The organism is Streptomyces sp. NPDC094143, assembly GCF_040303825.1.
Taxonomy (GTDB): Bacteria; Actinomycetota; Actinomycetes; order Streptomycetales; family Streptomycetaceae; genus Streptomyces.
In genome coordinates, this window is sequence record NZ_JBEOTZ010000038.1 from 26,925 (window position 1) to 53,020 (window position 26,096).

Consider the following 26,096-nt stretch of genomic DNA (forward strand, 5'->3'; position numbering starts at 1 on the left):
CTGGCGCGGCGGCGGCGCCGACGCGCGACAAGGGCGAACGCGCCCCGATCCCCGGCCGCGTCCGCGCCGCCCATCCCGTCCCTCCCTCATCCTCAACTCCAGCCAGGGCAGGGCGAAGGGGGCCGCAACGGGGATGTCAGCACCCCGACCACGCCCGCACGCCTGCGGTGACCTGGGAGAACTCCACGGTGCAGTGACGGCCTGCGCAACATCTACCGCAACACGATGACGCAACATCCAGCGCAACACCTGGCGCAACTTTGAGTGCGCCGAAGCCCGGATCGAACAGCCGTGCCAGCCGGATCGATATTCTGCGGGTGAGGTGACGGGGAACGTCACCCGGAACAGGAATCACGATGACCACTCCCCCGCCGATTTCGGAGCCCGACCCGTCGGCGCTGACTTGCCCCGGTGACCGGGTCGGATTGTGCGCCGGGTGCCAGCGCAAGACGCACAAGTACGGCAGTGGTGGGTGCCCTCTGTGCCAGTGGTGCATGGCGCCGGTGATGGAGCGATGGGGCCCGGGCGTGCGCTACGTCAGCACACGCGTCTAGCCGCAGTTCGCCCGTGTACTCGGTCGGGTGAAGCCGCCCGGGCGCGAGAACTTCCGTGGACGTCGGCACGTCGTCTCTGGCATGAGGCAGATCAACGAGGCGCATGTCGCGGTGCCGGGCCTGGCCGTGGTGGAGGTGGCGGCCGCCGATGACGAGACCGCCTTCGCGGTCCAGGAGCTGCTCGCCGGACGGTGCGACACCGCGCCGGCGGACCGTACGACCCGCGAACCCGGCGAGCCCGGCGTTCGGCTGCGGTTCTTCCTGAACCTGCGCCAGGACGCCAACGCGTAGGCCTGCGACACGGTGCTGGCCTTCCTCGTTCCGGGCCCGGTCCCGGGCTCCTACGCTGGAGGTGCTCGGGGCTGCGGAGGTGTGCCATGCCCGCGAGTATCTTCAACGGCGTCATTTCGTTCGGGCTGGTCAGCGTCCCGATCACAGTCCTGAGCGCGACCGAAGATCACAGCGTGCGCTTCCGGCGGATCCACACCGCCGACCACGGTCTGGTGCGCAACCGCTACTGGTGCGAGGTGGAGGACCGCGAGGTCACCTTCGGCGAGATCGGCAAAGGCTACGAACTGCCGGACGGCCGGGTCATTCCCGTCACGGACGAAGAGCTTCGGGCTCTGCCGCTGCCCACCGCGCGCGCCATCGAGCTGATCGCGTTCATCCCGGCCGCCGCCGTCGACCCGCTCCGCATCGGCCCCGGCTACTACCTCCAGCCGCAGGGCGCCATGGCCTCCAAGCCGTACTTGGTGCTGCGGCACGCCCTGGAGCGGGCTTCACGGGTCGCTGTCGCACGGTATGCGTGGCACGGCCGTGAACGGCTCGGTCTGTTGCGGGTCCGGGGAGACGTGATCGCTCTGCACGGCCTTCTGTGGCCCGACGAAATCCGTGATCCCGGCGCCGTGGCCCCGCCTCCGGTCCAGCTGGACGAAGACGAGATCGACGAAGCCGTGGCGCTGATCGACGCCATGGCCCGCGACGACCTCACCGGCCCCGAGTTCACTGACGGGTACACCGAGGCCTTGCACGCGGTGATCGAGGCCAAGCAGGAAGACCGTCCCCCGCCGCAGGCCCCGGCGCCGACGTCCCAACCGGGACATCTGGTGGACCTGATGGCCACGCTGCAGGAGTCCGTCAGCAAGTCCCAGAGGGCGCGCGGGGAGACGCTCGGCACCGATACGGCGGAAGCGCCGGCGAGGCCCTCGAAGAAGGCACCTTCCCCGAGGACTTCCTCAAGGACCACCGGGCGCGAGGGCGGTCGACGCGGTACGCCAGCACGCTGACCAGCCGTGGTCGGGGCCATGGTCGGGGTTGGCGGCAGCGTGGTCGGGGTCGGGTAGCTCCAAGGGGAGCCGCTGGCGCGTGCCCGTACGGGTGGGGCCACAATCTGCGCCATGTCAGAAATCTGGGACGCCCTCAGTTCGGTCGGCACCACCCTGGCCCTGGGTGGCGTCGTGTGGCAGGGGTACCTCACGCGTAAAGCACTGAGAGTCAGCCAGCTCATGGCCGCCGACGCCATCCGCAGCCGACTCGACTCCCAGGCCCCGGACGTCACCCTCAAGCTAAGTCCCCCGCCGTGGGAGCCGCTGGCAGCGACCAACATGGGGATGCCGTGCAACCCCTGGCCGCGGGGGCACACCTGGCACTTCCCCGAACAGCAAGATGGCGCCAACCGTCTCGTGCTGCAGCAGGTCCTGGTCCTGGAGAACCTCAGCGACCGGCGCGTGCAGGTACGGTTCGACGGCGACCTGGTCGTGGCCGATGAGGACAGGCGGCCCAATGCCGCCGGCGTCATCGTCCTGGAACCCCGCGAGACAAGCCCGGACGTCTACCTGCAGCGCGAATTCACCATCAAAGAACTCTCGGAGAACTTCATAGCGAAGCAGGCCGGGCAGGAGCTGCCGCACAAAGTGCTCGGCACGGTGACGGCGGAGGACGACCGCGACAACGGGAGCACGGATCGCTGGGACCTAGTGCTGACCGGCTGCCCGGTCGAGCCGTTCCCCGACCGGGACGGGCTGTGGAGGATCGCGCCATGGCACCTGACCGAGGGATCAGGGCTACGCACCCTTGACTACAGCCTGCTGCCGTCACGGCAACGCACCCACTGGATCTCGCGCGCCAGGGGGATCCAGCTCCCCGCTCCGGAAGGCGCGTAGCGACGCATCACCCGCTGACCAGCCGTGGTCGGAGTCATGGTCGGGGCGTGCGGCAACGTGGTCGGTGCCGTGGTCGGTCTACTCGGTGGTGTAGTCGGGGTCGGGGAGCTCTGGCGGGAAGTGCCGCTCCAGGATCTCCGCCCACCGGCGCAGGACGACGAAGCCAGTGGTGTCGGCCTGCGCCTGGACCAGCTCGGTCAGAGCGTCGACGAACGGCTGAGCCGCCGTGCCCGGCGGGATCGCGGCGGCGGCCTGCTTCAGGCGTTCGAACGCGGCCGGGAAGACTTCCTTAGCCCACGCTTCCTGTTCCTCGACCCGCCGGGCGCCCGCATCCCAGTTGATCCGCATGATGACGTACGTCGGGCAATCGGGCGTGTGCCACATCTCGTAGGGCGTCCCGCCCCCGACGCGGGCATTCTCTGGGCTCGGTCCTGCCTTGCAGTCGGCACACACTTCGCCTTCTGTCTCCGCCCAGCCCTTCATGAAGAAACTCCCCTCGTCTGGAGATCAAGAGCCTGCCACGGGTGATCACTGGCTGGCCAGAGCTTCGGCCACGGGGTGACCAGGTTGGTGACCTTCCGGTATGGCCATCGCTGGGGCCGGTCGTCCAAGGTGGGGCGATGAGCGAGCTCCGACCCGGTGATATCACTGACGAGATGCGCCAGGCCGTGGACACGGCACGGCGGCAGGGACTGCAGAAGGATCTGCGCACCCTCGCGGCCACCATCCGCGCCGACGCCGAAGGCCGGTACGACGGCGCGGAACCCGGTGGCGGGCTGGCGTCGAATGGACGCTGCTGTGGATCGAGAACACCGCCAGCCAGCTGACCGAGGGCAGGCCGTAGGCAGCGGTGCGGCAGACCGGTGGTCAGGGTGTGTCGCCGGAGTAGTAAAAGCGGCAGCTGACGCCGGGGCCGGGTGTGCGGGGTTCGCCGGGGCGCGGGTCGTACAGGGCGCGGCCGCCGGGCCACCGCGACAGCTCGGTGGACAGGGCCACGCCGTCGTCGACTTCCTCGGTCCGCCACCCGTGGATGTCCAGCAGCAGGCCGTCCAGCGGCCCGCCGACCAGTTCGGCGTAGGTCCGGTGCGGGAGCGGGCCCGGGTTGGGGTCGTCATGATCGTGGCCGTACACCCGGCCCCTCAGCAGCTGCTCATCGCCGTTCATCCGACCAGCTTTCCAGCCGCCACCGACAACGAGAGCGTGAGCGTGAGCGTGAGGACGGCGGTGGGCCCGGCCTCCACCCAGGCCGGGCCCACCGTGCTCACCGCGCCTTCGGCAGCGCGGCCAGAGGACAGCGGTCCTCGCCGCGACCGTTGCCGACGACCCGCCACACCGGCCCATCGGCCCCATCGCGGGTCAGCAGGGGCAGCGTCGTGGTCGCCACGGTGAGCCGGTAATTCACGCTCCCGACGCGGCAGGCCCTCTCGTGGAAGGCGGCCTCCCGCGTTGCCGGGGCCGCGCGGCGCGGGGCCGGGGCGAAGACGAACAACACCGGCGGGAAGGGCCGCTCCATGGACGGCCCGGCGTAGGTCTCCTGCCAGTGGCTGCGCGGAGCGCGGGCGGCGTTCCCACGCCCGGACGGCGGCGCGTTGCGGTAGGCGTCGTAGCGCTCCAGCTTGGCGACCAGGCGGGCGTAGGACATGGTGCGGTCGATCTCCACGAACGCGCTGGAGCCGTCGGCCAGGAGCACCACGCCGTCGGGCACCAGGTTCCCGGCCGGAGTGGGGTGGGCGACCTCCACCTGCCAGTCGGCGTGTTCGGCCACCTCCGCCTCGTGGAAGGCGACGACGGTGTCGACCAGGGCGAGGCCGTGCTCCCGAAGGCCCGTCTTGCTGGCGGCGATGCGCTTCCCGGTGGTCCGGCCGGCCGTCGGCGCGAGCTCTCCGGAGGCGGCGGCTTCGGCGAGACCCGCTGGGGTGCAGTACCAGTAGCTCTGCTGGGCGCGGTTGGTCCGGCCGACCAGAGCCGGGGATTCGTCGCGCAGGTTGCGCAGCGCCCGCCGGACATGGTCGGTGTCCTGCTGGTGGGGCAGCAGCAGAGTCTTGAGCTGGCGCGGTGTGGCCAGGCGCAGTTGAGCGAGGGTGAGCAGGACCTCGCCGCGGATCTCCGCTCCGGCCTTCGTCGCCGCAGCCTTCCGGTCCCGGGACGCTTCTCCAGGTACATCAGTACTGGGAGAAGAGGAGTTGCAACCGTCCGGGGCGGGCGAATCGGGGGTCTGATCAGTGACAACGGTCAGACGGCGGCTCGGGGCTGCGGGGCTGGGAGCGGGGCTTGCCGCAGGGCTCGGAGCGGGGCTCGTCGTCGCAGCGGTGTCCGCCGGGGCCGGCGGCGTGTGCGGGGTGGGTGCGGTGGTCATCGCGTCCTCGGGATTCCCGGCCTCACGAGGCCGGATCGGTGACAGGTCCGGCCCGCACGCGCTAGGCGTACGGGCCGAAGCCACCGTGAGAAAGCACCCCTTGTCCGCGGTCTGTTCATCCCGCCCCAACGGCGTCCGTTTTGACCCTTGACCACCCCTTGTCCAAACGGTTCGTCCGTGACCAGGACCACATGCGGCAGCCCGGCCTCAAGGGTTCAGCGACCTGACTGGGAAACGCCCTGTACCAGCTGGACGACGATGTCGAGGATTCCCTGGCCGAACGCCGTAGGAGCGATCAGTACACCGAAGACCAGCACGATGACGACGGTCAGCTTCTCGTCGTTCCGGCTTCGGGCCTCCGTACGTCGACGCAGCCTCAAGATGATGATGACGGCCAGCAGAACCGCCACGTTGATCGTCAGAACCACCCGGCCAGCCCTCCCCCTCAGGCACGAACGTCCGCCGACCTGTGTAGCCCGACCCACTCCAGGTGGTGGCCCGATCACTGATCGTTGGCGGCATAACGCTTCTGTCCGGCTGAATTCACGGCCTTGACCAGCGCATACCGTCGCGCACCGGACCGCATCGTCGAACGCACCGCGCGCGGGGCGGTGCGCACCCGATGCGGCGCACTGCCCGGCGGTGCGGTGCGGCCCCAACCTGGCGATGTACTCAGCTCCCCCGCCGCCGCACCAGTGCGCGGCTCGGACGCGCACTGGTGCGATACGTCGTGCACGATGCACCGCACTCTCCCACCCCACCGGTACGCACCGCCTGACGCGCCCGATACACACCGCGCACCGGTTGCACAGGGTGACAGTGTGCAGTCGGGATACGGGAGGGAGAGTTCTCCCCTCGATACGTCGTATCGCGCACGCGAAAGGGGACAGAGCGGACGGTAGCGAGCGTGATCTAGGGAAGGCGCGGGCGGATTCGGCCTTCGACAAGGATTGATTCTCAACTCGACAAGGGGTGCGCATCCGACACCGCGCGCTTCGACAAGGGTGCGCCTTCCCCGCACCGCCCCGGCGCACCGTCACCCTGCGTGTGCGTATCGCGGTGCGGTGCGTATCGCCGCGTGCACGGCGATACGCGCGATGACGCGCACCGGTGCGGCGGCAGGGGATTCACCGAATCGTCGGTGCGCGCACTGGTGCGCAGGATGCGGCGCATCGTGGTGCGCCTCGGTGCGCGCGGTGCGCCGCATCGTCGGGTTCGGTGCGCGCCGGTCCGTACTCATCCCTGGCGGCGCTTGCGGTGGCGCGCGGGCTGCCACGGGTTCGGCCGGCCGCCGGGGTACTGCCGTGAGCGGCTCCGGACCGGTGGCGGCTTCGGTGACGGGTACAGCGCTGCGCGCAGCCGGGATGCGTCGGCGAGCTGCTCCAGGCGCTCGCGCTGCTCCGGCGAGAGGTGCGGCGGGGTCGGGTGGACCATCGGGGCCTCCGTGCTTCGGCGGGACTACTCCCCCTGCAGCCTGGCCTCGCTCTGTCGCCTCCAGGAGCTGCGCCTCGCTCTCGTTCCGGCAGATGCTCCGGTGACTTCTCCCTCCGTCCCTCGAGGCGGGAGCGCGGACGCCCCACGAACGGATGGTCCGTGGGGCGTCCGCGTCTGGTGCCGGAAGGTCAGCGCCGCAGCCTCTCATTGAGGTCGGACAGGGTCAGCGTGTTCGTGCCGCGGTCCGCTGCGCTGCTCTGGGTCCAGGCGACGAAGTCGGGGTGCGCTTCCGTGTGGTCGGTGCCGGCGGCCGTGTTCTGGCCGTCGGTGGCGGCGACCTGGGTGAGGTAGGCGGCCAGGGCGTGGGGGCCGCCGCCGCCGTAGCCGATGTTGTAGGGGTGAGACCTCTTCTGCGGCAGGATCGACAGCACCCCCTTCTCCGTCCGCGCCCAGAACAGGCCGCGGCTGACGATGAAGCGGGCGAAGGTGTCGTCAGGGCGCAGGTCGAGCGGGGCGTAGGTCTTGTAGCTCCACTGGTCCGTGCCTCCCTCGCCCACGTGCTTGAAGTGCTCGCCGACGACGGGCAGCCCGAACTCGGGGTCGTAGAAGGTCCGGCGGCACACGCAGCCCGATCCGCGTACGGCCGACGGGCTGTCCTTGTCCTCCGTGACGCACGGGTGGAACAGGGCCGGGATCTTCGCAGGCTCCACGAGCGTGCAGTGCATCGCGTTCGGCTCGCAGCGCTCCAGCCGGCTCATCCACTCCTGAAAGAGAGGGGTCTCGGCCTGGGACGCTTGGATGTCCAGCTCAGCGTTCAGCGACGTCGAGGCGATGCCGAGACGTGCCTCGGTGTAGAGGACGAAGTTCAGGTAGCCCTTCGTCGGGTCGGTCAGGTTCAGGTCGGCTGACTCGAAGGTCAATGTGGCACTCCAATGCGGGCCGTGCGCGGTGGGCGGCGGAGTCAGGAGACGCGGTGTTCGGGACGCAGGACCAGGCCGCGGTTGAGGAACTGCGCGGTGTCGTCCGGTCCGAGCCCGAGAGCGCGGGCAACGGCGGTGCCTTCGTCGTCGCGGACGAAGGCGAGCAGGATCTTGCGGCTGGCGGGGTCGGCCATAACCCGGCGGGCGGCTTCGACGGTGTGGGCGACGCAGCCGGTGGTGCCGTCTTCGACGATGTCCCGGCGCGTGGTGTCGTCCCAGACGTTCAGCTGGAGGCTGGCGCCCTCGGTGGAGCAGTCCTCCTTGGAGTCCGCACCGAGCACGCACCGCCCGAGCAGTGCGGCGTGGGCGTGCCGCTGGAGGTAGACGGCGGTGCCCAGGAGCCGGTCGACTTCCTTGGCCGTGTTCTCGCGGGCCTTCTCGGGGCTGACGAGCGAGGTCTTCGGGTCGTGGGGCTGCACCCGGATCTTCAGCGCGGCCAGGCTGCGGGCGAGATCGTCGGCGATGCTGAGCAGGCCCACCAGGTTCACGTCGCCGCGCTGGCGGGGCGGGGGCAGTTCGTCGGGGTAGCTGTCCAGCGGTTCCAGCGGTTCGTGCAGGTCGGTCAAGGTTCCTCCCGTGCCGGGTGCCAACGCCCCTGATTCTCAGTCCGGCTCCGATGGGCTCGCGGGTGAAGTCGCAGATCGGCCACGCCCTGGCCGGTTGCCATCCCTCACCGGTCACGGCCCGCTCCCCTGCCGTGGTCAGGCCGGTTCGTGTGGTGCTGCTGCTGGTCGGCGGGCTTGACCACATCGGCCGGCTGCTCGGGCTTCGGCCGGTCCTCGAAGGCGCGGCGGCGGGCGTTGGCCGTGCGGGTGAAGGCGGCGAGCCGTTCCAGGTTCTGCGGTGTGCGCAGCCACGTCGCCGGGTCGGTCGTACGGCCCTCGAGGTACTCCTCGGGCATCGCGGCCTGCTGATGGGTCTGAACGGCGGTGGCCCGCTGCGCCGGGGTGAGTACGGCATCCCGGCCTGGATGGTCGACGGCGTGCGGCGGGTCTGACGCCTGATCGTGGTGGTTTTCCGTGTGTGCGGCGGCCGGGGCGTCGTCCCGTGCGGGGGCGGGCGGGGTACGGGCGGCGCGGATCGCGTTCTGCACGGCGAGGCTGGCAACCCGGGCCCGCTCGTACCGGCTCGACTCGCGGGGAGGCTTGCCGTCAGTGCCGGCGATCCACCAGCGATCGGGCTCGGCGAAGTCGGCGGTATAGAAGAGCTGGTCGGCAGCCGGGGCCCGGCGGCCGGGCTTCGGAACGGTGGACTGAGCTTGTCGTTTAACCTCCGACTGCACCTGGCCGTTGTCGACGGTCTCCGCGATGGGCAGGATGGCGGACATGGCCGTGTCACCTGCAACACGTCAGCTTTGCGACACCACGTTTCCGGACAGCGACGCTGCGAGCGCCGTGGCGCTCCTAGATCTCTACGCAGGAGCGGAGTGTGAACGCGTGCATCAGGCTGTGATCCGGTTGAGCGGAGGACGTCTCGGCCGGCTTCGCATGTGGCTCGATGAAGCCAAGCGCAGCCCGGAGACCGTCCTGTGGTTCGGTGAGTCGCCCTCCGACGTCTCTCCGGACACTCACGCCTTCGGAGTGGAGTTCATCAACAGCTTCCTCGACAAGCACCTGGATACGCCGGCAAATCCCATGAGCGAGTGATAGCCGGTGGCCTGGAAAGAGCCAGGCTGCGACATCGAACGATCGTCTCGAACTTGATCAGCATTTTCGCAGTTCGGCAGACGTGTAGGCGGCCTCCGCATGATCCTGTGCTCCGTCACAGAGTGGATCAGCGCGAAGGCCGTGGTCGTGAGTTTGGTGCATCAGGGCGTCCTGCGGGATGCGTTCGCGGAAGTGTCACACTTCCGGTCGGAGCTGTACGCGTGCCTGACCGCGCGGGGCGACGCGTTGTTCGAGTTGTGCGACGCGCTGCTGTGCACCGAAGGGGCGGTTCGGACGCTGGTTGATCTCGCGCTCGCGCCTGAACACCGCCGAGGACACGGGGCTCTGTACGGCGGGCTCAACCAGGGCCGGATCGACGTCGCCCGACTGCGTCGGGCCCTAGCCGGGGTGCCGCTGCCGAGGGCGGCGGACGGCCGGCTCGTCCTGGCCGTTGACGTCTCGCCGTGGCTGCGGCCGGACGCCAACACGTGTGCTGACCGTTCCTTTTGCCACACGTTCGGTCGGGGCGAGGGCAAGCACCAGATGGTGCCCGGCTGGCCGTACTCGGTGGTGGCCGCGCTGGAGACCGGTCGCACGTCCTGGACGGCGGTGCTGGACACGGTCCGTCTGGAGCCCGGCGCCGACGTCGCCGCGGTGACCACGGTGCAGATTCGTGAGGTTGTTGAGCGGCTCGTCGCCGCTGACCAATGGCGGCCGGGTGAACCGAAGATCCTGGTCGTGCTGGATGCCGGATACGACGCCCCGCGCATCGCCCATCTCCTGGGCGACCTGCCCGTCGAGGTCCTCGGCCGGCTCCGTTCGGATCGGGTGATGCGGCGTTCGGCACCCTCGCGCGAAGAGTTCCACCTGGCCAACCCCAAGGGCGGCCGGCCACCCAAGCACGGCGGCGAGTTCGTCTTCGGTGACGCCGCAACCTGGGGCACCGAGCAGGCCGTGACCGCCACGGCCACCCGGCTCTATGGGAAGGCGACCGCCCAGGCATGGGACCGGCTGCACCCGCGGCTGACCCACCGGGCCGCATGGCTCGACCACGACGGACCACTGCCCCTCATCGAGGGCACCGTCATCCGCCTGGTCGTGGAGAAGCTGCCCAGCGGCGGGGTCAACAAGCCGGTATGGCTGTGGTGGTCGGGCACCGGCGCCACCGAGGCAGACGTCGACCGCTGCTGGCAGTCCTTCCTCCGGCGCTTCGACATCGAACACACATTTCGGCTGTTCAAGCAGACCCTCGGGTGGACCAAGCCCCGGCTCCGCAGCTCGGAAGCGGCCGACCGGTGGACTTGGCTGGTGATCGCCGCCTACGCCCAGCTCCGACTCGCCCGACCGCTGGCCGCCGACCTCCGCAGGCCCTGGGAGAAACCGACCGAGCCGAACAAACTGACACCCGCCCGCGTCCGCAGAGGGTTCAGGAACGTGTGCACGAGGGCCGGCTCACCAGCCGGAGCACCGAAACCATCCCACCCCGGCCCTGGCCGGCCACCAGGTTCGAAGAACCGCCGCCCTGCCACGCGTCACGACGTGGGCAGAGTCCTCGCCACCGGCGAGTCGTTCAGCCGACCCGCCCACCACAAGGTGGGCACCAAACCGCGCCGAACTGGTTAAACGACAAGCTGAGTAGCTGTTTCGGATCCCCGGTTCCGAGTGGCCGTGGCGCCTAGGCTGGCCTGGTGTCCGAGGACGCTGGACAGGCCGGGGAGAGGAACTGCCGAGCTTGTGGCGAAGGGCTCAGGCTGGACGCCAGGCCCGGGGCCGTGTTCTGTTCGTCGCTGTGTCGGTCCAGGCAGTGGCGGAGGGAGCGGTGGTTGCGCAAGCGTCTGGCGGCTGTTCAGGGTGAGGCCGGCACCGCGGAGTGTCCGGAGTGCGAGGCCCGGTGGGTGGTGGGCGTCGACCGCCGTTCGGACGCCGTCTACTGCTCACGGCGGTGTGTCGTGAGGGCCTGGAGGCGCCGGAAGGAAGCGTTCGCAGACCGGTCACAGTGACTGCTGAGCGAACGCATTCTGAGCCCAACTCCGGCCCCAACCGGTCATTTGCGGTCAATCGTAGTGATCTTCTGATTTACGGTCTGACTCTCGGTGACTGCAGCGGGTCCTGTCCCGCCACGGCCCGAAGTGCTGTGCCTGGGCCCGCACTTGGATGGTGAAAGCCATGTCCGAGGTGGCCGAGAAGATCGGAAGCGTCAGCCAGTCCCGCTACGAGCAGATCGTTGCCGAGCTGCGGGAAGTCGTCGAACAGCAGAGCCGGGGATCGTTCACGATCGGCGACCGGGCCCTGGAGATCGAGCCGGTCAGGCCCCGCGGGGGCATCCCGGATGCGGAGTGGTCGGTCAGGGAGTCCCTGCTGCGGCTGGCCGAGGACATCGGCCTGACGTTCAACACGGTGAAGCAAGCCCGCTGGGTGACCTCCCGCTGGCCGAAGGAACACCGCCAGCCCGCGGTCTCGTTCACGATCCACCGCATCCTGGCGCGGATCGAGGACGATACGGAGAGGTGGGCGGCGATCCTGACACCACCGGAGGGCAGGACACGGTGGACGGCGGACGATGCCAAGCGCCGGGTGGGGTGGACGGTCGACAGCCCGGAGACACCGCAGGAGAAGATCACCGCGATCCATCACCGGGCCCAGGACGAAGAGGTCGCGGCGACGGTGACCACCGACTTCCTGAAGCGTCCGCAGGTCGCGGCCAAAGTGTCCACGGACAACAAGGTCCGGGTGGTGGAGGAGTTCACCCGCGACGAGGCGGTCGCCGCGACCGCCGCGACCAGCCTGCTCAGGAGGCCCGACGTCGCCTTCAAGGCGATGAGCGACGACACCGCCCGCTTCCAGCTCAACCATGCCCAGACCGAACGAGGCCGGCAAGCCCGCGAGCACTTCGAGGACACCAGCCCCATCGCGCCGACGGTCCGGCACATCGACCGGTCGGTGGAGTTCCTGGACCTGGTCACCGCCTGCCACTCGTTCGTCGCCGCGGCCGGCCGCACCGTCCCCGGGCTGCGCGACCGCACCCTGAGCGAGGACGAACGCACGATCGTGCAGCAGAACATCGCCAAGTGCCGGGCCACTCTCGACTGGATCGAACAGGCCGTCGAGACCGGCAAGGTCGACATGGACGACGCGATCGCCCGCCTTTTGAAGGGCGAATAGCCATGCCCCGCGCCTCAAGGCGACGGGGGGATGCGGCCAAGCGGCATGCCGACACCGTCCGCTTCGTGCTGTTCGAAGCGCGTCCCGTCGGCCTGGACTTCCACCAGCTCGTTCGGGCCACCGATCTCTCCCCCCACCAAGTCAGATCGGGGCTGGCCGCCCTTCGGGACCTGGCCGCGGAAAAGGGCTGGCCGCCGCTGATCTGGACCAGGGCGGTCGGCTATCAGCTCGGCGCCGACCGGGCCGCGCTGGAGGCATACGAACGGGCGGTGGTCAGGGAGAAGCTGACCGAGTTCCGCCGGTTCATCACCGGCACCGTCGGCCCGCATGCCGCCGCCCACCCGAATGACAAATGGGTCAAACACATCGTCGCCCAGCTCAACTCCATCGAATCCACCCTCGACCTCATCAACAGCTCCTGAGACTCTTCGGTGGGGGCCGCCCGAGCGCCGGCCGGGCGGCCCTCACCGCATCTGCGAAGGCCATCCCCTCATGCGTCATCGCCGCTACCCCCGGTGAGGATCCGGGGCTGTCCCGTACCGGGCGGGTACGGGACAGCGGGTCTGCCCGTGGGTCAGGCGGCCGGACGGGCGGCGAGGTCGGCGGCGGTGCACGCGAAGCGGCGGCTTCCTGGAAGGTGAACATGCAGACTCGCCACGAGGTGGGGCGAGTCCTCACCGGCAACCAGGCATACCAGCGACCTGCCCACCGCAAGGCCGGCACCAAACCGCGGCGTGCTGTTCAGCCGGATCGTTCGCCCAGCACAGCTCGGGCCACCTCTACTGCGTAGGGGTTGATCACGCCTTCATCGTCCCCCGCTGCCGCATCCTCCAGCCACTCCGCGAGCGGACCGCGCAGTTCGATATCGGCGCGGCGGTTCCCCTGGCGCAGTGACTCAACAGCACGGTGGAGCAGCTCAGCCAGGGCCTCATCGGACTCGATGCGATACGTCATGTCTCCAGAGTTCCAGACCAACCAGGTTCGGCGCGGTCGTGGGAGAACAAGCTGAGCAGGCCGGGGGCAGCGCCGGTTCCGGAGCCTGCGATCGGCGCTGTGCGCCGGGCGCTGGTGTGGGTGTTGGAGCGGTCGGTGTCGCAACGGCTGGTGGCGTTGGCGCGCAGCGCGGCGGGGGCGGGTGAGGAGGGGCAGGACGCGCTGTATGCGGCGGCCGGCCGGGTCTTGGGGGCGTACCGCGGGGCGGCGCACCCGGCGCTGGTACGCGCGGCGCTCGAAGCGGGCGAGGACGTGCCGGTCGACGCGGAGGGGGACTTCAGGAGCATGGTGCACCTGGTGGCTGCGGTCGGCCTGGGGGTCCAGGAGGTCGGGTCGAATGCGCTGGCCGAGGCGTTCGCCGCGTTCGGCATGTTCGGGCTGACGGTCGAGGACTGGGCGCAGATGCTGGGTGCGGCGGAGCGCGGTGAGGGGCCACCGGTGGACTGGGGGCAGCTCCAGCGGCACGCGGACATCGTGGGGCAGGTTCAGCGGGCGGGCGAGGAGGAGTTGGTCCGGGCTCGGACGGTGATGATCGGCCTGCGCGGGTTCTACGGGCTGTACGTGCTGCACGGGCTGCTCCTGCCGGACACGCCGGCGCAGGCCGCCCTGCGGCAGCGGATCGACGACCTCGGCGTCTTCCCGCTCCTGGACCACGTCATCACCATCAACCCCTCCCCCAGGCAGTTCGCCGAACTTCTGGTGGTCTGCCTCGAGCCGTTCTACGACAACCTCTACGAGACGCTCATGGAGCAGCTCGCGAAGGACCAGGCCATCTTTCGCTTTCCGGGCGATGAGACGGGGGTCGTCGGCTTCAGTGAGGCCTGGATGGGGGCCTTACGCGATCTGCCGGTCTCGGGGCGGGACGGTGGCGCTGGCGTCGGCCTTGGTGAACGGGCCGGTTAAAAGATCTTGAAAAGGTCGGTACCCGTCCTGGTCGGTTCGCGCGATGTAGAGGGTGACAGGCGAGTTCGACGAGGAACGGGGCGGTGGAGATGGTCCAGGGGATGTGGGGGCCTGAGGGGGTGAGTGCCCTTGTACTCATGGTGGTCGCCATCGTCGCGAGCGAGTGGAGGCGGGTGCAGCTGGCCCGGGAGCGGCGCCGGGAGCGGGAGCAGGAGCTGTTGGCCGAGATGGTGAGCGGGGTCGCCGAGGGTGGCCGTGAGGTGCGGGTGCACCACGGCGGTGCGGCCGGCGTCTGGTCGCTGACGGGCACTGCTGGAGGTCGTCTGACGGGCCGTGCGATGCCCTTGGGGGATGCGGCGCCGGTGCGCGGACGTACGGTCGCGGCGAGGCGGCGCCGGTGACGCTGCAGGACCAGTCAGGCGTGGCGGCTCCCGGCCTCGGAGTGGCCGGGAGCCCCGGGACGGTGAGGGCCGTTCCCGTGGCGCTCGGCGAAGCCGAGTTCGGCGCGTTCTACCACGCATATATCGACAAGCTGTTCGCCTTCCTGTCGCGCAAGACGGACCGGGACGTCGGCAAGGAGTTGACCGATCTTGTCTTCGAGCAGTTCTTCGTCTGGTGGCAGCAGCACCCAGACCAAGCTGAGCCGGTTGGGATGCTGTTCCGGCTCGCGAGGTGCCGTCTGTACGACTACCTGCGTCGACGGGGACGGGAGCTGACGGTCGAACCGAGCGACCTTCATGACCTCGTAGGAGGGACGGACGGTGATGACTTCGCGGCCGTCGACCGCCTCCATGACCTGCGCAAGGCGCTGGCGACACTGACCGAGCAGCAGCGGCAGGCCCTTCAGATGAAGTACGAGGCCAACCTGTCGGTCGCCGAGTGTGCCGAGACGCTCGGCACCGGCGTCGACAACATGAAGAAGATCTTGGGCAAGGCGCGGGAAGCCCTGCGGCAGGCGCCGGGCATGGACGCCTACAACAGCGCTGTGACGGCGAAGGAGGTGCGCGGGTGAGCCCCCGGGAGCACGAGGACGGTATGCGGCACGAGCCCACACTGAGTGCCGACGAGAAGGCGGACGGCTTCGCCGCGGTCATGAAGCGCTTGAAGAGCCACAGCCCGAACGACCGCGCCCGGCTGCAGGAGCAGGCCGAGGTGGTGGCGCTCGGGCACGAGGCGTACGCCCTGGGCCAGGAGTACCTCGAGCGCGGCGACTTCGAGGCGGCACGACGGTGGCTTCGGGTGGCCGCCGGCCACCACATCCCCGGGGCAGCCCGGGCCCTTGAAGAGATCGCTCTGCGGCAGGCGCTCGACGAGTTCACGGGTGGGCCGGCCGTCGGTGGCGATCACGCCCCGGCAGGCGTCGTGCCCTGCGAGACGATCCCGTCGCACCCTCGCCCGCGGGCGAAGGACGGCCAGCTCCGTCTCGGTGGTCTGGCATGGGCCTCGTCGGTGGACGACCCGGCCATGGCGGCCGCCCGGCAGCAGGCCGGCCGGATCACCGCGCAGGCCCGGCGTGAGGCCGACGCTATCCTTGCTGAGGCTCGGCAGCAGGCCGAACGTACAGCGGCCGCTTGCGCGCACATCGTGCTGGACACTGAGCAGGAGCGTGCGGAAACGGCGGCGTTGCTGGCCGAGGCTCGGCAGATGGCGGAAGGTCTACAGGCTGCCTGCGCGGAGAGCATGCTGAAGGCCAAGCAGAATCGCAGGGAAGCTGCAGAGCTGCTGGCCAAGGCGCGGCAGCTGTCTGAGAGCGTGCAATCGGAGGCCGCGGAGGTTGATGCGACGGCTCGGCGTCACGCCCAGGAGACGCTGACCAAGGCTCGGGAGCAGGCGCTTTTGATCATCGACGACGCGCGGAAGGGTGCCGCTCAGATCCGCCGCAAGGCCCCGCGGCATGTCGGTGGAGCGGAGATGACCCACACCCAGTCTGGGTGGGACCTCCTCCTCCGGCGCATGGACGAGGCTCTCAAGCTCGCTGAGTGCGTGCGCACACCCGCGGACTACCCCGGCGACGGCATGTACCGGGGCGCCGTCGAGCGCTCTTCGCGCAGGCTGCGGGTGCCCGTACGGATGGGGGTGAGCGCTTTCGATTGCACTGTCGTGCTGTTGGTGGAAGGGGAAGACGACTCGCACATCATGCGCTGGACGCGGGTTTTGCAAGAGCGGGACGGTCAAGGCTCTGCCGGGCCGGAGAGCTGGTGGCAGCGGCTGGACATCGAGACAGCCGCGTGCGGTGCAAGTGCCGACGCTTACGAACGAGCTGGCCGTGCGTGCGGTGACGTCATGGGCGTTCAGCAGGGCTCGGTGCCCATACTCGCCATCGGCGTGATGAAGAGCGGCGGTGACGGCGATGACGGTGCTGAGCGGGACGTGGACGAGACGGAAAGCCAAACCAGCCGATGACACGAGGGGAGCGTGTGGTCGCGGCTGTGGGCACAGCATGGTTGTCGTGTGCCGGCATGACCGCACGCCGGGCTGTAATGGGCAGGACAGCGTGGAGGCAGGCGCGAGATCCTTGCGCGTATGACGTGGACACCAGGCAGTCGAGCGGTACGGGAACGGGACTATGTGGCGCGGGTTCGCAGGCACCGGCCCAGTGCTCTGCTGCCGCTGATCGCCCGAGCGTCGGCAGCCTTTTCGCTGGAGTCCTCGTGGCGGGAGAGCCCGTACCGCAAGTACACGCCGTGGGCGCTGGCTGACGCTGCCCGGGTGTCGCTGGCGTGCGGGAACGAGTACCGCAAGGACGCCAACGATGCGGACCTGCTGCGGATCTTGGACATGTACTCGCAACTGGAGGAGCCCTACCTCTACGAGCACGACAGTGATGAGGACGCTCTGGGCCGGTGGCTGCTGCGCGCTTCCGGGGAGCAGATGACTTACCAGGAGCCTGTGTTCCAGGAGCTGGCCCGTACCGCAGCCATGCTTACGCAGACGACGGGGACCCGGCAGGCGCGGTGCCTGCGGCCGGGCTGGGAGGAGGAGTTGCTGGGGACGAGTCTGTCGCATTACGTCGGCATCGCCCAGTTGCTGTGGGCGTCGGCAATCAGCTGCGAGGGCCGGTTCGATCCGGACTCGCTCAAGGCGCCCAGTGCGGAGCGGATCTGCGCGGAGATCCCGGCTACGACCATCCTGTCGGTGGCCGAGAAGCACTTCGTGACCGATGCGGCCGCCTTCCGGCAGGTCAACGAGCAGGCCCGGATGACGACCGATCCGCTTCTGTGTCGCTACGAGTACAACCCGCTGCGCGGCACGCCCTTGGTCAGGGGCTACGGCCCTGGATTCCTCGCGCCGGTCAGCCAGCTGATCCCGGCGAAGGCCAGCCCGCTGGGCATCTACTACACCGGCGTCGCCCGGTTCGGTAACGCCTTCGCGCAGGACCTGGGCGACCTGTTCGAGGCCTACGTCGGCCGCCAGCTGAGGCTGCTGCCCGGCGCGGCCGTCCATCCGGAGATCGTCTACGGCCACAACCAGGCGCTCAGCGTCGACTGGATCGTCGTCACCGAGGAACTGGTGCTGCTGCGGAGGTGAAGTCCGTGCGGCCCACCGTGCATCTGCGTCTGGCCAACGAGCGTCGGGTTGATGAGCTGAAGCGCATGCTCGGCCGCGCCTATGAGCAGATCGACCACACCGCCGCTCTGATCGCGAGCGGGCGCGAGGAGTTCGCCAAGGTGCCCGCCGACCGGCCGGTGCACGGGCTGATCGTGACGATGGAGCCGTTCCATATCGTCAACGCCCCGGTGCAGCGGCCGCAGTTGCCGGCTACCACGGTGCCGGTCACGGTGTGCAGCATCAGCGAGCTGGAGAACATGGTCACCATCACCGATGCCCCCGTCGGCCGGTTGCTGCTGGAGCGGGCTGCCGACGCCCAGCGCTCCACCTACGCCCTGCGTGAGGCGCTGTTGGGGCATACCCACGCCCGCAATGCTGTGCTGGATGCCGGATGGGACAGCTACCCCTGGCGCGAGGCCGCGAAGGGGCCGTCCGGGCCCGCCGGTACGGCGCTGTAGGGGGCGGGATGGGGGCGAACACGGCCAAGGCGCACCACCTGGTGCCGCAGTACTGGCTACGGGCCTTCGCCGAGGACGGACACGTGCTCGGACGGTGGCGCGGCGGCACGGAGCATCGCACCCCCGTGCGGCGCGCAGCGGTGGCTCGGCACTTCAACACCGACCCACTCGCCCAGGGCGAGCGGCGCGTGGCGCTGGAGACGTACCTGGACCGCCATGTCGACGGACCGTGTGCGCCGGTTCTGCGCGCCTTGCGGGAAGGGCAGTGGCCGCTGGATGGGGCGCAGTACGCGGTCGCGCTGGACGCGCTGGCCTGGCAGGTGGTGCGCACCCAGGCGTTCAGATCCTTCGATGAGCAGGTGGGCCGGCACCTGTTCCCGGTCCTGTGGGCGCAGGAGGCGGTTGGGTACTGCGAGGAACGGTTGGGCCGGCCGCTGCCGGAAGCGGAGCGTCTGGAGGTGTTCTGGACGGCGGTGCGGATGGCACCTGTCCCTTCCCTGAACGCTGACCCGCGCTCGGCGCTGCGCGCCATGATCCGCGCCTTCGAGCGCATCCGCGACCTCCTCGCTGCCCCAGGTCGGCGCCTGGTGCTGCTGCGCTCGGCGGAACCGCTGCTGGTCCTGGCCGACAGCGGGGTGGCGCTGCGCCGCAAGGACGGCACCTTCGGCCTCACTCCCCCACTGCTGCCCGAGACGATCGAGGTCTTCGCTCCGCTGTCGCCGACGTGTCTGCTGATCTCCACGCCCCGCGCTCACTACCGCCCCCATCAAGGCCTGACCCGCAAAATCGCCGCCAAGGCCAACACCGGAGCCGCAGCCTGGTGCCAGGACGCCGTCCACCGACTACCGTCCATGCCCTGGCCCTCCCGGCTGGAGCTCGCCGGCACCCCCCTGGAGGTCCGGCCGCCGCGGCTGTCTGCAGCACCCTCTCAGCAGCCGCCCGGCCCCGCACCCACCCACCCCGCAATCGGTCACGAAGAGCTGCGCGCCATCATGGAACAGCTCAGCCGCACGCCCACGGATCAGCATCCGGTCCCGGCGACACACGGCGGGATGCCTGCCTGACGGCCCCGGGATGGCGCGCATCCGGGCGGAGATGACCGTGGCGCAGGGGACAGCCACCAGCACCTGAGCCCGTACATCACCCGTACATTTCGAGTACCAGCTGCGACCGGACGGCGTGCCCTGGCCTCGCGGGCGTATGCGAACGCCCGCAAGCCGCGCCGCCGGGCCGCTCGGCCCGAGCCCTGTTACTGCTCCAGGGCAGACCCCGGTCGTCGAGCGGCACTGGCTGGGGCCCTGACAAAGCACCGTCCTCGCTCCTGAGACACGCGTGCGGTACCGCTGGTATCATGGATACCATGTCGGACCCCAAAGCGATGAGCTTGCGCTTCCCCGACCCTGCACAGCGGGCCGCTATCGCGGCCGCGGCCAAGCAGGCGGGAGTCAGCATGCAGGAGTACATCCTCTCCGCCGCTTACGACCGCGCGACCGCCGTGGAACGCAAGTTCCTGGACGGCTTCCAGGCATCCATGGCCCGCAGCGGCGCGGCATTCGCTGCCGAGCCCAGCAGTCTGGATCCCAGTGCCGAACAGCGGGCGGCCGAGCAGGAAGCGCAGCAGGAACTCGGACAGCGCCAAGAGCGAGGCCACGCCGCGTGACCCAGCCGGAACCGCTCCACCCGCTCGACGTCACGTTCCTGCTGCATGCCGCCGAGCTGCTCGACGGTGATCCTCAGGTCGACGACCTCGGACCCCTGTATGCCGCGGTCGCCCGGGTCAACGCCCGCGCGATGGAGCGCGACATCTACGGATCCGTCTATCTCAAGGCTGGCGCACTGCTGCAGACCCTGGCGAAGTTGCCGTGCCTGGAGCACTCCAACGAAGCCTTCGCCTGGCACGCGACTGAGGCCTACCTGATCCTCAACGCGCGCGAACTCGACTACGCGCCCAAGGCGGCGGTCGCGCTCGTGCGGGACGCGGCCTCTGGATCGCTCGGCGTCGCCCGGATCGCCCGCCAGCTGCGCGACTGGACCGTCGCCTGAGTCCAGCGCCTGCGGCCAGCATCGTTGCGCGCGGGATCGGACGTCGTTCCGCCCCAGTGGAGCAGCTCAGCCAGGGCCTCATCGGACTCGGTGCGATACGTCATGTCTCCAGAGTTCCAGACCAATCAGGTTCCGCGCGGTCGTGGGAGAACAAGCTGAGCAGGCCGGCGGCGGGTCAGACGGCCGGGCGGACGGCGAGGTCGGCGGCGGTACGCGCAAAGCGGACCGCCTCCTCCAGAGTGAACATGCAGGCTGCGTCGGTCGCCTCGTCCTCGTCATGGGATCCGCGCGGCCTCCCGCATCGTGCGCAGGGCCGCCGCCGCGACCACCGCAACCGGATCGGTCGTGGTGTAGAGCCGTTCCCACATCCTCGGCTCGGCCAGCCATCCTCCGGCCCGCACCCCGTAGATCGCGGGGTTGCAGATGTGGTTGGCGTGACCGACGAGCCTGTCCAGGACGTCCACAGCCGCGCGCAGCAACTCCGTGCTCACCAGCTCCTCTTCATCGGCGGCCATCTCCAGCACCTCGTGAACGACCTGGACCAGGGGCGCGTCGCTCACCTCGCCCGCAGCGTGCTCGCCCAACACGGTGACCAGGCGTGCGCGGGCGGCCGAGGCGGCAGGCATTCGCAAAAGGGCCTGCTTCAGTCCGCTGTCCTTCAGCGCCCAGGCCAGCGCTTCGTCCACCCGGCGGGCCGCCTTCTCCCCCTCGGCGCCCAGGTCGGCGCGCAGCCGGGCAGCGAGCCGGCGAGCGAGCTCGTTATCTTGGGTCCGCGAAGGCGTTTGGCATATGAGGCAACAGGCCGATGCGCCGCTGTCCCAGGCTTCGGCGAGGGGCACCATGTGGTCGATGTCCAGGCCGGAGGCCGACGCCACGGTGACGTTGTGTCGGGTAGCCCCGTGTCCTCTCGGACGCCGGGGCCCCCTCAGAACCGGACGTGCGACTTTCACCGCATCCGGCTCAAGCAGGCCGCTAGGGCTACATTGGTTACCTTCCCTGAATTTTGACGGTTTCAGCAGCATGGTGTTGCTGGTGGCATTCCGCGTGGATGAGTACGAGGTTGTCCCGGCTATCGGATCCGCCGCGGCTTCGGTAGACCAGGTGGTGCTTGTGCAGCGTGCGGTAGTTGGCCTGGAACCAGTCAGCCCACTCACGTACTGAGTCTGGTTCGTAGCCAACTCCGTCAATCAAGTCCTTCCCGCAGAGCGGGCACCGACCCTTCTGTCGTGCGGCAAGGTAGACGTTTGCTCCATCCACTTGCGGATACACGCGCTTCCGGGTCCGGGTGGCCCAGTATCCGTCAAGGCTCGGATCGTCCTTCGACGCCTTCCCCTTTACAGGGGTATGCCTGACGATGTTGGTCCAAGCGAACTTGCACAGGTACGCTCTGGCGTCCTTGTCGCCGAAGATCCAGCGGTCTTTCCTCGCAGGGTAGAGGAACTGCCCCCAGTACTTTTCCATGACCCATTGTCTGGATTTTCGTGGGTGGCGTCTTACGGCCCACCTCCACATGCGTTGAAACATGTAGGTGTCCAGAGAGGCGAAGATCTCCGAGGAGACCGCTCCCCTGTAGTAGGTGGACCATCCCTTGATCAGCGGGTTAAGGCGCCTTACTACCTCTTCTGTTGGACTCTGACCCATGGTCCGGGTTGTGTCCTTCAGTTTCCCGATGATCCGCCTGATCGCATCCTTGCTCGGCTTGATCAGCGTCTTGCCGGAGTACTTCCTGACGTTGAACCCGAGGAAATCGAAGCCCTCGTCGAGGTTGACCACGGTGGTCTTGTCCTCATTGAAGGAGAGTCCCTTCGGTTCTAGCCATTCGGCGAGCCTCCTCTTGACGTTCCACGCTTCCTCTTCCGTCGTGCAGAACACAACGAAGTCGTCGGCGTACCTGATCGTGCGAGGTGATCTTAGGCGTTCATTGCGGCCGGCGTCTGGTCGACATCCGGCAGCCTCTTCCATTCCGTGCAATGCCACATTCAACAGCAGGGGGCTGATCACTCCACCTTGTGGCGTTCCCGCCTCGGTGGGCGCGAAGCGTCCCCTATCCATGACGCCTGCCTTGAGCCATCGCCGGATGGCATCCCTGGCTGGGAAGTCTCCGAGGGCTTCCATGAGCCTGTCATGGTTGATGCGGTCGAAGGCGCTGGCCAGGTCCGCGTCGAGCACCCACGTTCGCCTGACTTGGCGTGAGGACGTGGTTCGAAAGATCTGCTCGATGGCATCCTGGCAGCTGCGTCCGGGCCGGAAACCGTAGCTTCCGGCCTCGAAGCGAGCCTCCCACTCAGGTTCGAGTGCGTTCTTCACTCGGGCCTGTTGCACTCGGTCCCGAATGGTCGGGATCCCGAGTGGACGCATCTTTCCGTTGACTTTGGGAATGTAGACCCGGCGCATCGACGTGGCGCACGCCATGAGCAAGGCCCCGGGGCTGCCGAACCTGGATCCGGCAGACATCGAACTCATCGGTTCGGCCGCCCATCCAGACCATCCCCACTGGGACCGCGAGGGGATCCACGAGATCTTCCGCGGCTGGCGCGCGGTGGCCGACTCCTATTCCGAGCCCCGCATGTTCGTCGCCGAGGCGTGCGCACGCAATTCAGAACGCCTCTCCCGCTACGTCCGGCCCGGGGAGCTGCACACCGCCTTCAACTTCGACTACCTGACAAGCCCGTGGCGCGCGGCGCAGATGCGCACGGCGATCGACAAATCCCTGACGACGATGGGCAGCGTCGGCGCGCCGGCGACCTGGGTGCTGTCCAACCATGACGTCGTGCGGCACCTCACCCGCTATGGGCGGCCGCAGTCCGAGCGCCCGGTGCACGATCTCGCCGATCATCTTCTTGAGGGCCCGTTCGACCTGGATCTGGGCACGCGTCGGGCTCGGGCGGCCGCTCTGCTCACGCTGGCTCTTCCGGGGTGCGCCTACCTCTACCAGGGCGAGGAACTTGGCCTGCGGGAGGTGGAGGACCTGCCCGATGAGGCACTGCGGGACCCCATCGGGCACCGGTCGGGACACACCCACCGCGGCCGCGACGGCTACCGCGTGCCGATGCCCTGGTCCGGCGACACCCCACCCTTCGGCTTCAGCCCCGACCACGCCGAATCAGCCCCGTGGCTGCCCCAGCCGCAGGACTGGGCGCGTCTCACCGTTCAGGTGCAGCAAGGTGATGAGCAGTCGATGCTGGAGCTGTACCGGCGGGCGTTGCAGATCCGCAGGGCGCACCCGGCCCTGGGCGACGGGTCGTTGGTCTGGGATCCCACCGCTGGATCCGACGTGCTGTCCTTCACCCGCACCCCCGGTTTCCAGTGCATCGTCAACTTCCGCCCTGACGCCCTTCGGCTGCCGGACCACGACGGTGTGCTCCTGAGCAGCGTTCCCCTGCAGAATGGACGCTTGCCCGCCGACGCGACCGTTTGGCTCACCCGATGACACCCGCCCGGCCGCACTGCCCGGACCGGGAGCCGCAGCGGGAGTGCCCCCTACAGTGCGATGCAGGCTGATGCCGTCCACCTTGCCCCGTGACGACCGCGCGGCGGCGAGTTCCGCCACCCTCACCACGATGTCCGGCCAGCGGGACTTCCTCACCGCGATCTACAACGCCACCACGAACAAGTGGTACGTCCTCGACTTCGTCAAGCGCTTCTGACCGGCAGGGACGAGGCCTCGGCCAGCATCGCCTGGCCGAGCAGCTGGTGCCCGCGTAGTTCGGCTCCCACCGGCGAGGAGTCGGCGAGTGCGCGGCGCGCAGGCGGTGGCTGAGGCCACTGGTACACGCGGACGGACATGCTCGCGTCGCCGCGCAGATCGACCTCGACTTGATAGTGGACCGTTCCGTCAGCCCAGTCCTGACGGGCCACGACGGGCGCGTACCGCCACTTCCCGTGTGACCACACGGCGAGGGCAGGCCGATCTGCCGGCGGCCAGGTCGTCACCTTTGGCTGCGGCCCGTCGCCAGTCCACCAAGGGCGGGAGACAACCGGCTCCAGGATTTGCTCTGCACTCACACGCTGAGCCTATGCGGAGCCTCCCGGGGTGCCGGCGGGGCGTCGTGACGGTCGGCGTGCGAGTGCCACACGTCCTGCATCAGCGCCCAGCGGCTTCACGGCCTTGACCGGGGCATGCAGGTGCAGGGTACTGAAGGTCAGTTACTGCCGGGCACGTCCTCACCTCTGCGGCCGCCAGCTCCCAGGGTGCGGCGGGAGCGAGGTGCCGCGTCCAGGTTAGCGCCGAGCACTCCCCGCGCCCGCAACTGGGCAAGGTCGGGGAGACGGACACCGGGCAGAGCATCGAGCAGGTCGGCCTGCGAGGCGCGAACGCTGCGCGCGTCCTGCAGGCCAGAGCCGAGAATGCGGCGGGCTGTCACGCGGCCATCGTATGGCTCAACTCCGGCACAGCTCACCCACGGCCGGTGATCTTCTGCCAGCGGCCGTGACTCACAGCCCATCTCTTGGAGTTCCGTGACCATGAAGGCACTCACTCTCTTCGCAGCCGCGGCAGTCTTCGCCAAAACCTTGGCCGCGCCACAGGCTTCGCTGCGAGGGGCTGCTGCGGCACTGCACGGACGCCGAGATCGAGGCCAACTACGTCGACACCCACGGCGCCTCGGTAGTCGGGTTCGCGTTCACCGAGCTGCTGAACTTCCGGCTGCTGCCTAGGCTGAAGAACATCGGCAGCATCCGTCTGTACCGCCCGGACGACACCCCGCCCGGCTGGCCGGCGCTCGGCGCCTCGCTGACCCGGCCGATCCGCTGGGAGCTGATCGAGCAGCAGTACGACCAGATGGTCAAGTACGCGACCGCGCTCCGCCTGGGGACGGCGGAGGCGGAGCAGGTGCTGCGGCGCTTCACCCGCGGCGGACCCAAGCACCCCACCTACGCCGCCCTCGAAGAACTCGGCCGCGCCGTTCGTACGGTCTTCGCCTGCGACTACCTGGCCAGCCCCGGCCTGCGCCGCGAGATCCACGGCGGGCTCCAGGTCGTGGAGAACTGGAACAGCGCGAACACCGTGCTGCACTACGGCAAGGACGGCGCCCTGACCGGCCCGGACAAGGAGCACGCCGAGACATCGATGCTCGCCCTGCACCTGCTCCAGTCCAGCCTCGTGCACGTCAACACCCTGCTGCTCCAGCAGGTCCTGGCCGAGCCGAAGTGGGCGAACAGGCTGAGCGTCGAGGACCGGCGCGGCCTGACCGCGCTGTTCTGGTCGAACATCAACCCGTACGGTACTTTCCGACTCGACATGGACAAGCGGCTCAACCTCGCGCTGAACGCCGGGTTGCCCCGTCCCCGCACCCCGGTGCATCCCGCCCCGACCGTCGCAGAGGCCCAATGAACGCGTACCGAACTGCCGCGCTGCACCGCCCGGCCGCGGACTACGACCGCAAGTTCGACGGGCAGCCCGTCGTCCACTGCCCGGACTGCCACTGGGCCCAGGCATTGGACAAGCGCCTGCACCAGGGGCCTTGGGCCCTGATCTACTGGCACAGAGACCACCCGGCTGACGCGGTCGACCACCTCGCAGAGCTGCCGGACCGCCTGGCCATCCCCTCGTACGTGCAGTGGGGGTGGCAGGCCCACTGGCTGGCCATCGAGGACACGCGGACCGAGGAAGGGTCCCTGTTGTTCGGCCGGGAGGACTTGGAGATCTTCCACTCGGTCTCGGCCCACGGCAACCTGGACCAGGCAGTGGTCGCGAACACCCATCGGCGGTCGGTCTTCCCGTCCGCGGCCCGCGCCGAAATTGAAGCCGCCGCCTCCGACCTGTTCCGCACAGGGCTGCTCCGCCCGGCACGCGGTTTATAAGGGGTCCAGCCAAGGTCACCCCAAAAGCCGCCACGGGATGATCTTGGTGACCGG

At 69.1% G+C, this 26,096-nt stretch carries 32 protein-coding genes and 1 pseudogene; 21 read left to right on the forward strand and 12 right to left on the reverse strand.

Annotated elements, in window-relative coordinates:
• Positions 1 to 635: 635 nt before the first annotated feature.
• The 3 genes from ABTZ58_RS33540 (at position 636) to ABTZ58_RS33550 (ending at position 2,716) form a co-directional block, all read left to right on the forward strand.
• Positions 636 to 845 carry a DUF6207 family protein gene (locus ABTZ58_RS33540; RefSeq protein ID WP_351365134.1) on the forward strand — a complete coding sequence of 70 codons (210 nt, stop codon included), beginning with the start codon at positions 636 to 638 and terminating at the stop codon, positions 843 to 845.
• A gap of 86 nt (positions 846 to 931) precedes the next feature.
• Positions 932 to 1,840, forward strand: coding sequence for a non-homologous end joining protein Ku (ku, locus tag ABTZ58_RS33545; RefSeq protein WP_351365137.1), 909 nt, complete (start codon positions 932 to 934; stop codon positions 1,838 to 1,840).
• A 111-nt stretch (positions 1,841 to 1,951) separates the two neighbouring features.
• Complete coding sequence (locus ABTZ58_RS33550; protein ID WP_351365140.1) at positions 1,952 to 2,716, forward strand: hypothetical protein; 765 nt, start codon at positions 1,952 to 1,954, stop codon at positions 2,714 to 2,716.
• A 78-nt stretch (positions 2,717 to 2,794) separates the two neighbouring features.
• On the opposite strand, the gene ABTZ58_RS33555 is transcribed toward ABTZ58_RS33550, so the two are convergent.
• A complete protein-coding gene (locus ABTZ58_RS33555; protein WP_351365142.1) occupies positions 2,795 to 3,100 on the reverse strand; it encodes a hypothetical protein in 306 nt (101 codons plus the stop codon).
• A 236-nt stretch (positions 3,101 to 3,336) separates the two neighbouring features.
• Between ABTZ58_RS33555 and ABTZ58_RS33560 the strand changes: the two genes are divergently transcribed.
• Entirely contained in the window at positions 3,337 to 3,543 is a 207-nt protein-coding gene (locus ABTZ58_RS33560; protein ID WP_351365144.1) for a hypothetical protein, read from the forward strand.
• 40 nt (positions 3,544 to 3,583) lie between these two features.
• Here the strand turns inward: ABTZ58_RS33560 and ABTZ58_RS33565 are convergent, their stop codons facing one another.
• The 7 genes from ABTZ58_RS33565 to ABTZ58_RS33595 all read right to left on the reverse strand — a co-directional run bounded on the left by ABTZ58_RS33565 (position 3,584) and on the right by ABTZ58_RS33595 (position 8,813).
• Positions 3,584 to 3,880: a hypothetical protein gene (locus tag ABTZ58_RS33565; RefSeq protein WP_351365147.1), complete on the reverse strand. Its 297-nt coding sequence runs from the start codon at positions 3,878 to 3,880 to the stop codon at positions 3,584 to 3,586.
• A gap of 97 nt (positions 3,881 to 3,977) precedes the next feature.
• Positions 3,978 to 5,072: a replication-relaxation family protein gene (locus tag ABTZ58_RS33570; protein WP_351365149.1), complete on the reverse strand. Its 1,095-nt coding sequence runs from the start codon at positions 5,070 to 5,072 to the stop codon at positions 3,978 to 3,980.
• Between the two features lie 215 nt (positions 5,073 to 5,287).
• Positions 5,288 to 5,500 (reverse strand): hypothetical protein, encoded by a 213-nt coding sequence (locus ABTZ58_RS33575; RefSeq protein WP_351365152.1) that lies wholly within the window; start codon positions 5,498 to 5,500, stop codon positions 5,288 to 5,290.
• An 808-nt stretch (positions 5,501 to 6,308) separates the two neighbouring features.
• Positions 6,309 to 6,506 (reverse strand): hypothetical protein, encoded by a 198-nt coding sequence (locus ABTZ58_RS33580; RefSeq protein WP_351365154.1) that lies wholly within the window; start codon positions 6,504 to 6,506, stop codon positions 6,309 to 6,311.
• A 188-nt stretch (positions 6,507 to 6,694) separates the two neighbouring features.
• Positions 6,695 to 7,426: a hypothetical protein gene (locus ABTZ58_RS33585; protein WP_351365157.1), complete on the reverse strand. Its 732-nt coding sequence runs from the start codon at positions 7,424 to 7,426 to the stop codon at positions 6,695 to 6,697.
• Positions 7,427 to 7,467: 41 nt separating this feature from the next.
• A complete protein-coding gene (locus tag ABTZ58_RS33590) occupies positions 7,468 to 8,052 on the reverse strand; it encodes a hypothetical protein (protein WP_351365160.1) in 585 nt (194 codons plus the stop codon).
• Between the two features lie 104 nt (positions 8,053 to 8,156).
• Positions 8,157 to 8,813, reverse strand: a complete 657-nt coding sequence (locus tag ABTZ58_RS33595; RefSeq protein WP_351365163.1) for a hypothetical protein — start codon at positions 8,811 to 8,813, stop codon at positions 8,157 to 8,159.
• Here ABTZ58_RS33595 and ABTZ58_RS33600 point away from each other — a divergent pair.
• From ABTZ58_RS33600 to ABTZ58_RS33615, 4 genes are all read left to right on the forward strand, one after another.
• Entirely contained in the window at positions 8,812 to 9,132 is a 321-nt protein-coding gene (locus ABTZ58_RS33600; protein WP_351365166.1) for a hypothetical protein, read from the forward strand. The two genes, ABTZ58_RS33595 and ABTZ58_RS33600, sit on opposite strands and share 2 nt — an antisense overlap.
• A gap of 147 nt (positions 9,133 to 9,279) precedes the next feature.
• On the forward strand, positions 9,280 to 10,755 hold the full coding sequence (locus tag ABTZ58_RS33605) for an NF041680 family putative transposase (RefSeq protein ID WP_351365169.1): 1,476 nt from the start codon (positions 9,280 to 9,282) through the stop codon (positions 10,753 to 10,755).
• Positions 10,756 to 11,298: 543 nt separating this feature from the next.
• Positions 11,299 to 12,294 (forward strand): DUF6192 family protein, encoded by a 996-nt coding sequence (locus tag ABTZ58_RS33610; protein WP_351365172.1) that lies wholly within the window; start codon positions 11,299 to 11,301, stop codon positions 12,292 to 12,294.
• A gap of 2 nt (positions 12,295 to 12,296) precedes the next feature.
• The gene (locus ABTZ58_RS33615; protein WP_351365175.1) at positions 12,297 to 12,716 is read left to right on the forward strand and encodes a RacP protein; all 420 of its coding nucleotides are present in this window, start codon (positions 12,297 to 12,299) and stop codon (positions 12,714 to 12,716) included.
• A 319-nt stretch (positions 12,717 to 13,035) separates the two neighbouring features.
• On the opposite strand, the gene ABTZ58_RS33620 is transcribed toward ABTZ58_RS33615, so the two are convergent.
• Positions 13,036 to 13,248 carry a hypothetical protein gene (locus ABTZ58_RS33620; RefSeq protein WP_351365178.1) on the reverse strand — a complete coding sequence of 71 codons (213 nt, stop codon included), beginning with the start codon at positions 13,246 to 13,248 and terminating at the stop codon, positions 13,036 to 13,038.
• 99 nt (positions 13,249 to 13,347) lie between these two features.
• Here ABTZ58_RS33620 and ABTZ58_RS33625 point away from each other — a divergent pair, with 99 nt between their 5' ends.
• From ABTZ58_RS33625 to ABTZ58_RS33665, 9 genes are all read left to right on the forward strand, one after another.
• Positions 13,348 to 14,190: a hypothetical protein gene (locus ABTZ58_RS33625; protein WP_351365181.1), complete on the forward strand. Its 843-nt coding sequence runs from the start codon at positions 13,348 to 13,350 to the stop codon at positions 14,188 to 14,190.
• A gap of 137 nt (positions 14,191 to 14,327) precedes the next feature.
• On the forward strand, positions 14,328 to 14,591 hold the full coding sequence (locus ABTZ58_RS33630; protein WP_351365184.1) for a hypothetical protein: 264 nt from the start codon (positions 14,328 to 14,330) through the stop codon (positions 14,589 to 14,591).
• Between the two features lie 77 nt (positions 14,592 to 14,668).
• Positions 14,669 to 15,202, forward strand: coding sequence for an RNA polymerase sigma factor (locus ABTZ58_RS33635; RefSeq protein WP_351365187.1), 534 nt, complete (start codon positions 14,669 to 14,671; stop codon positions 15,200 to 15,202).
• Positions 15,199 to 16,593, forward strand: coding sequence for a hypothetical protein (locus ABTZ58_RS33640; RefSeq protein ID WP_351365190.1), 1,395 nt, complete (start codon positions 15,199 to 15,201; stop codon positions 16,591 to 16,593). The genes ABTZ58_RS33635 and ABTZ58_RS33640 overlap by 4 nt, the downstream gene beginning before the upstream one ends.
• A gap of 120 nt (positions 16,594 to 16,713) precedes the next feature.
• On the forward strand, positions 16,714 to 17,718 hold the full coding sequence (locus tag ABTZ58_RS33645) for a hypothetical protein (RefSeq protein ID WP_351365192.1): 1,005 nt from the start codon (positions 16,714 to 16,716) through the stop codon (positions 17,716 to 17,718).
• A gap of 5 nt (positions 17,719 to 17,723) precedes the next feature.
• Positions 17,724 to 18,197: a hypothetical protein gene (locus tag ABTZ58_RS33650; protein WP_351365195.1), complete on the forward strand. Its 474-nt coding sequence runs from the start codon at positions 17,724 to 17,726 to the stop codon at positions 18,195 to 18,197.
• A gap of 8 nt (positions 18,198 to 18,205) precedes the next feature.
• Positions 18,206 to 19,261, forward strand: coding sequence for a DUF4238 domain-containing protein (locus ABTZ58_RS33655; protein WP_351365198.1), 1,056 nt, complete (start codon positions 18,206 to 18,208; stop codon positions 19,259 to 19,261).
• A gap of 287 nt (positions 19,262 to 19,548) precedes the next feature.
• The gene (locus ABTZ58_RS33660; protein ID WP_351365201.1) at positions 19,549 to 19,857 is read left to right on the forward strand and encodes a type II toxin -antitoxin system TacA 1-like antitoxin; all 309 of its coding nucleotides are present in this window, start codon (positions 19,549 to 19,551) and stop codon (positions 19,855 to 19,857) included.
• Positions 19,854 to 20,240: a fic family toxin-antitoxin system, toxin component gene (locus ABTZ58_RS33665; protein ID WP_351365204.1), complete on the forward strand. Its 387-nt coding sequence runs from the start codon at positions 19,854 to 19,856 to the stop codon at positions 20,238 to 20,240. The genes ABTZ58_RS33660 and ABTZ58_RS33665 overlap by 4 nt, the downstream gene beginning before the upstream one ends.
• Positions 20,241 to 21,040: 800 nt before the next feature.
• On the opposite strand, the pseudogene ABTZ58_RS33670 reads toward ABTZ58_RS33665, so the two are convergent.
• Both ABTZ58_RS33670 and ltrA read right to left on the reverse strand, forming a co-directional pair.
• Positions 21,041 to 21,121, reverse strand: a pseudogene (locus ABTZ58_RS33670) (HNH endonuclease); the annotation flags it as partial.
• A 106-nt stretch (positions 21,122 to 21,227) separates the two neighbouring features.
• A complete protein-coding gene (gene ltrA, locus ABTZ58_RS33675; RefSeq protein ID WP_502996173.1) occupies positions 21,228 to 22,703 on the reverse strand; it encodes a group II intron reverse transcriptase/maturase in 1,476 nt (491 codons plus the stop codon).
• On the opposite strand from ltrA, the gene ABTZ58_RS33680 reads away from it, so the two are divergent.
• Entirely contained in the window at positions 22,639 to 23,670 is a 1,032-nt protein-coding gene (locus ABTZ58_RS33680; protein ID WP_351365210.1) for an alpha-amylase family glycosyl hydrolase, read from the forward strand. The genes ltrA and ABTZ58_RS33680 overlap by 65 nt on opposite strands.
• Positions 23,671 to 23,740: 70 nt before the next feature.
• Entirely contained in the window at positions 23,741 to 23,887 is a 147-nt protein-coding gene (locus tag ABTZ58_RS33685; RefSeq protein ID WP_351365213.1) for a hypothetical protein, read from the forward strand.
• Here ABTZ58_RS33685 and ABTZ58_RS33690 read toward each other — a convergent pair.
• On the reverse strand, positions 23,874 to 24,098 hold the full coding sequence (locus ABTZ58_RS33690; protein ID WP_351365216.1) for a hypothetical protein: 225 nt from the start codon (positions 24,096 to 24,098) through the stop codon (positions 23,874 to 23,876). The two genes, ABTZ58_RS33685 and ABTZ58_RS33690, sit on opposite strands and share 14 nt — an antisense overlap.
• Positions 24,099 to 24,786: 688 nt before the next feature.
• Between ABTZ58_RS33690 and ABTZ58_RS33695 the strand changes: the two genes are divergently transcribed.
• Both ABTZ58_RS33695 and ABTZ58_RS33700 read left to right on the forward strand, forming a co-directional pair.
• The gene (locus tag ABTZ58_RS33695) at positions 24,787 to 25,572 is read left to right on the forward strand and encodes a Tn3 family transposase (RefSeq protein WP_351365236.1); all 786 of its coding nucleotides are present in this window, start codon (positions 24,787 to 24,789) and stop codon (positions 25,570 to 25,572) included.
• Positions 25,569 to 26,042, forward strand: a complete 474-nt coding sequence (locus ABTZ58_RS33700) for a hypothetical protein (protein WP_351365219.1) — start codon at positions 25,569 to 25,571, stop codon at positions 26,040 to 26,042. Before ABTZ58_RS33695 ends, ABTZ58_RS33700 begins: the two co-directional genes overlap by 4 nt.
• The last annotated feature ends 54 nt before the right edge of the window (positions 26,043 to 26,096 follow it).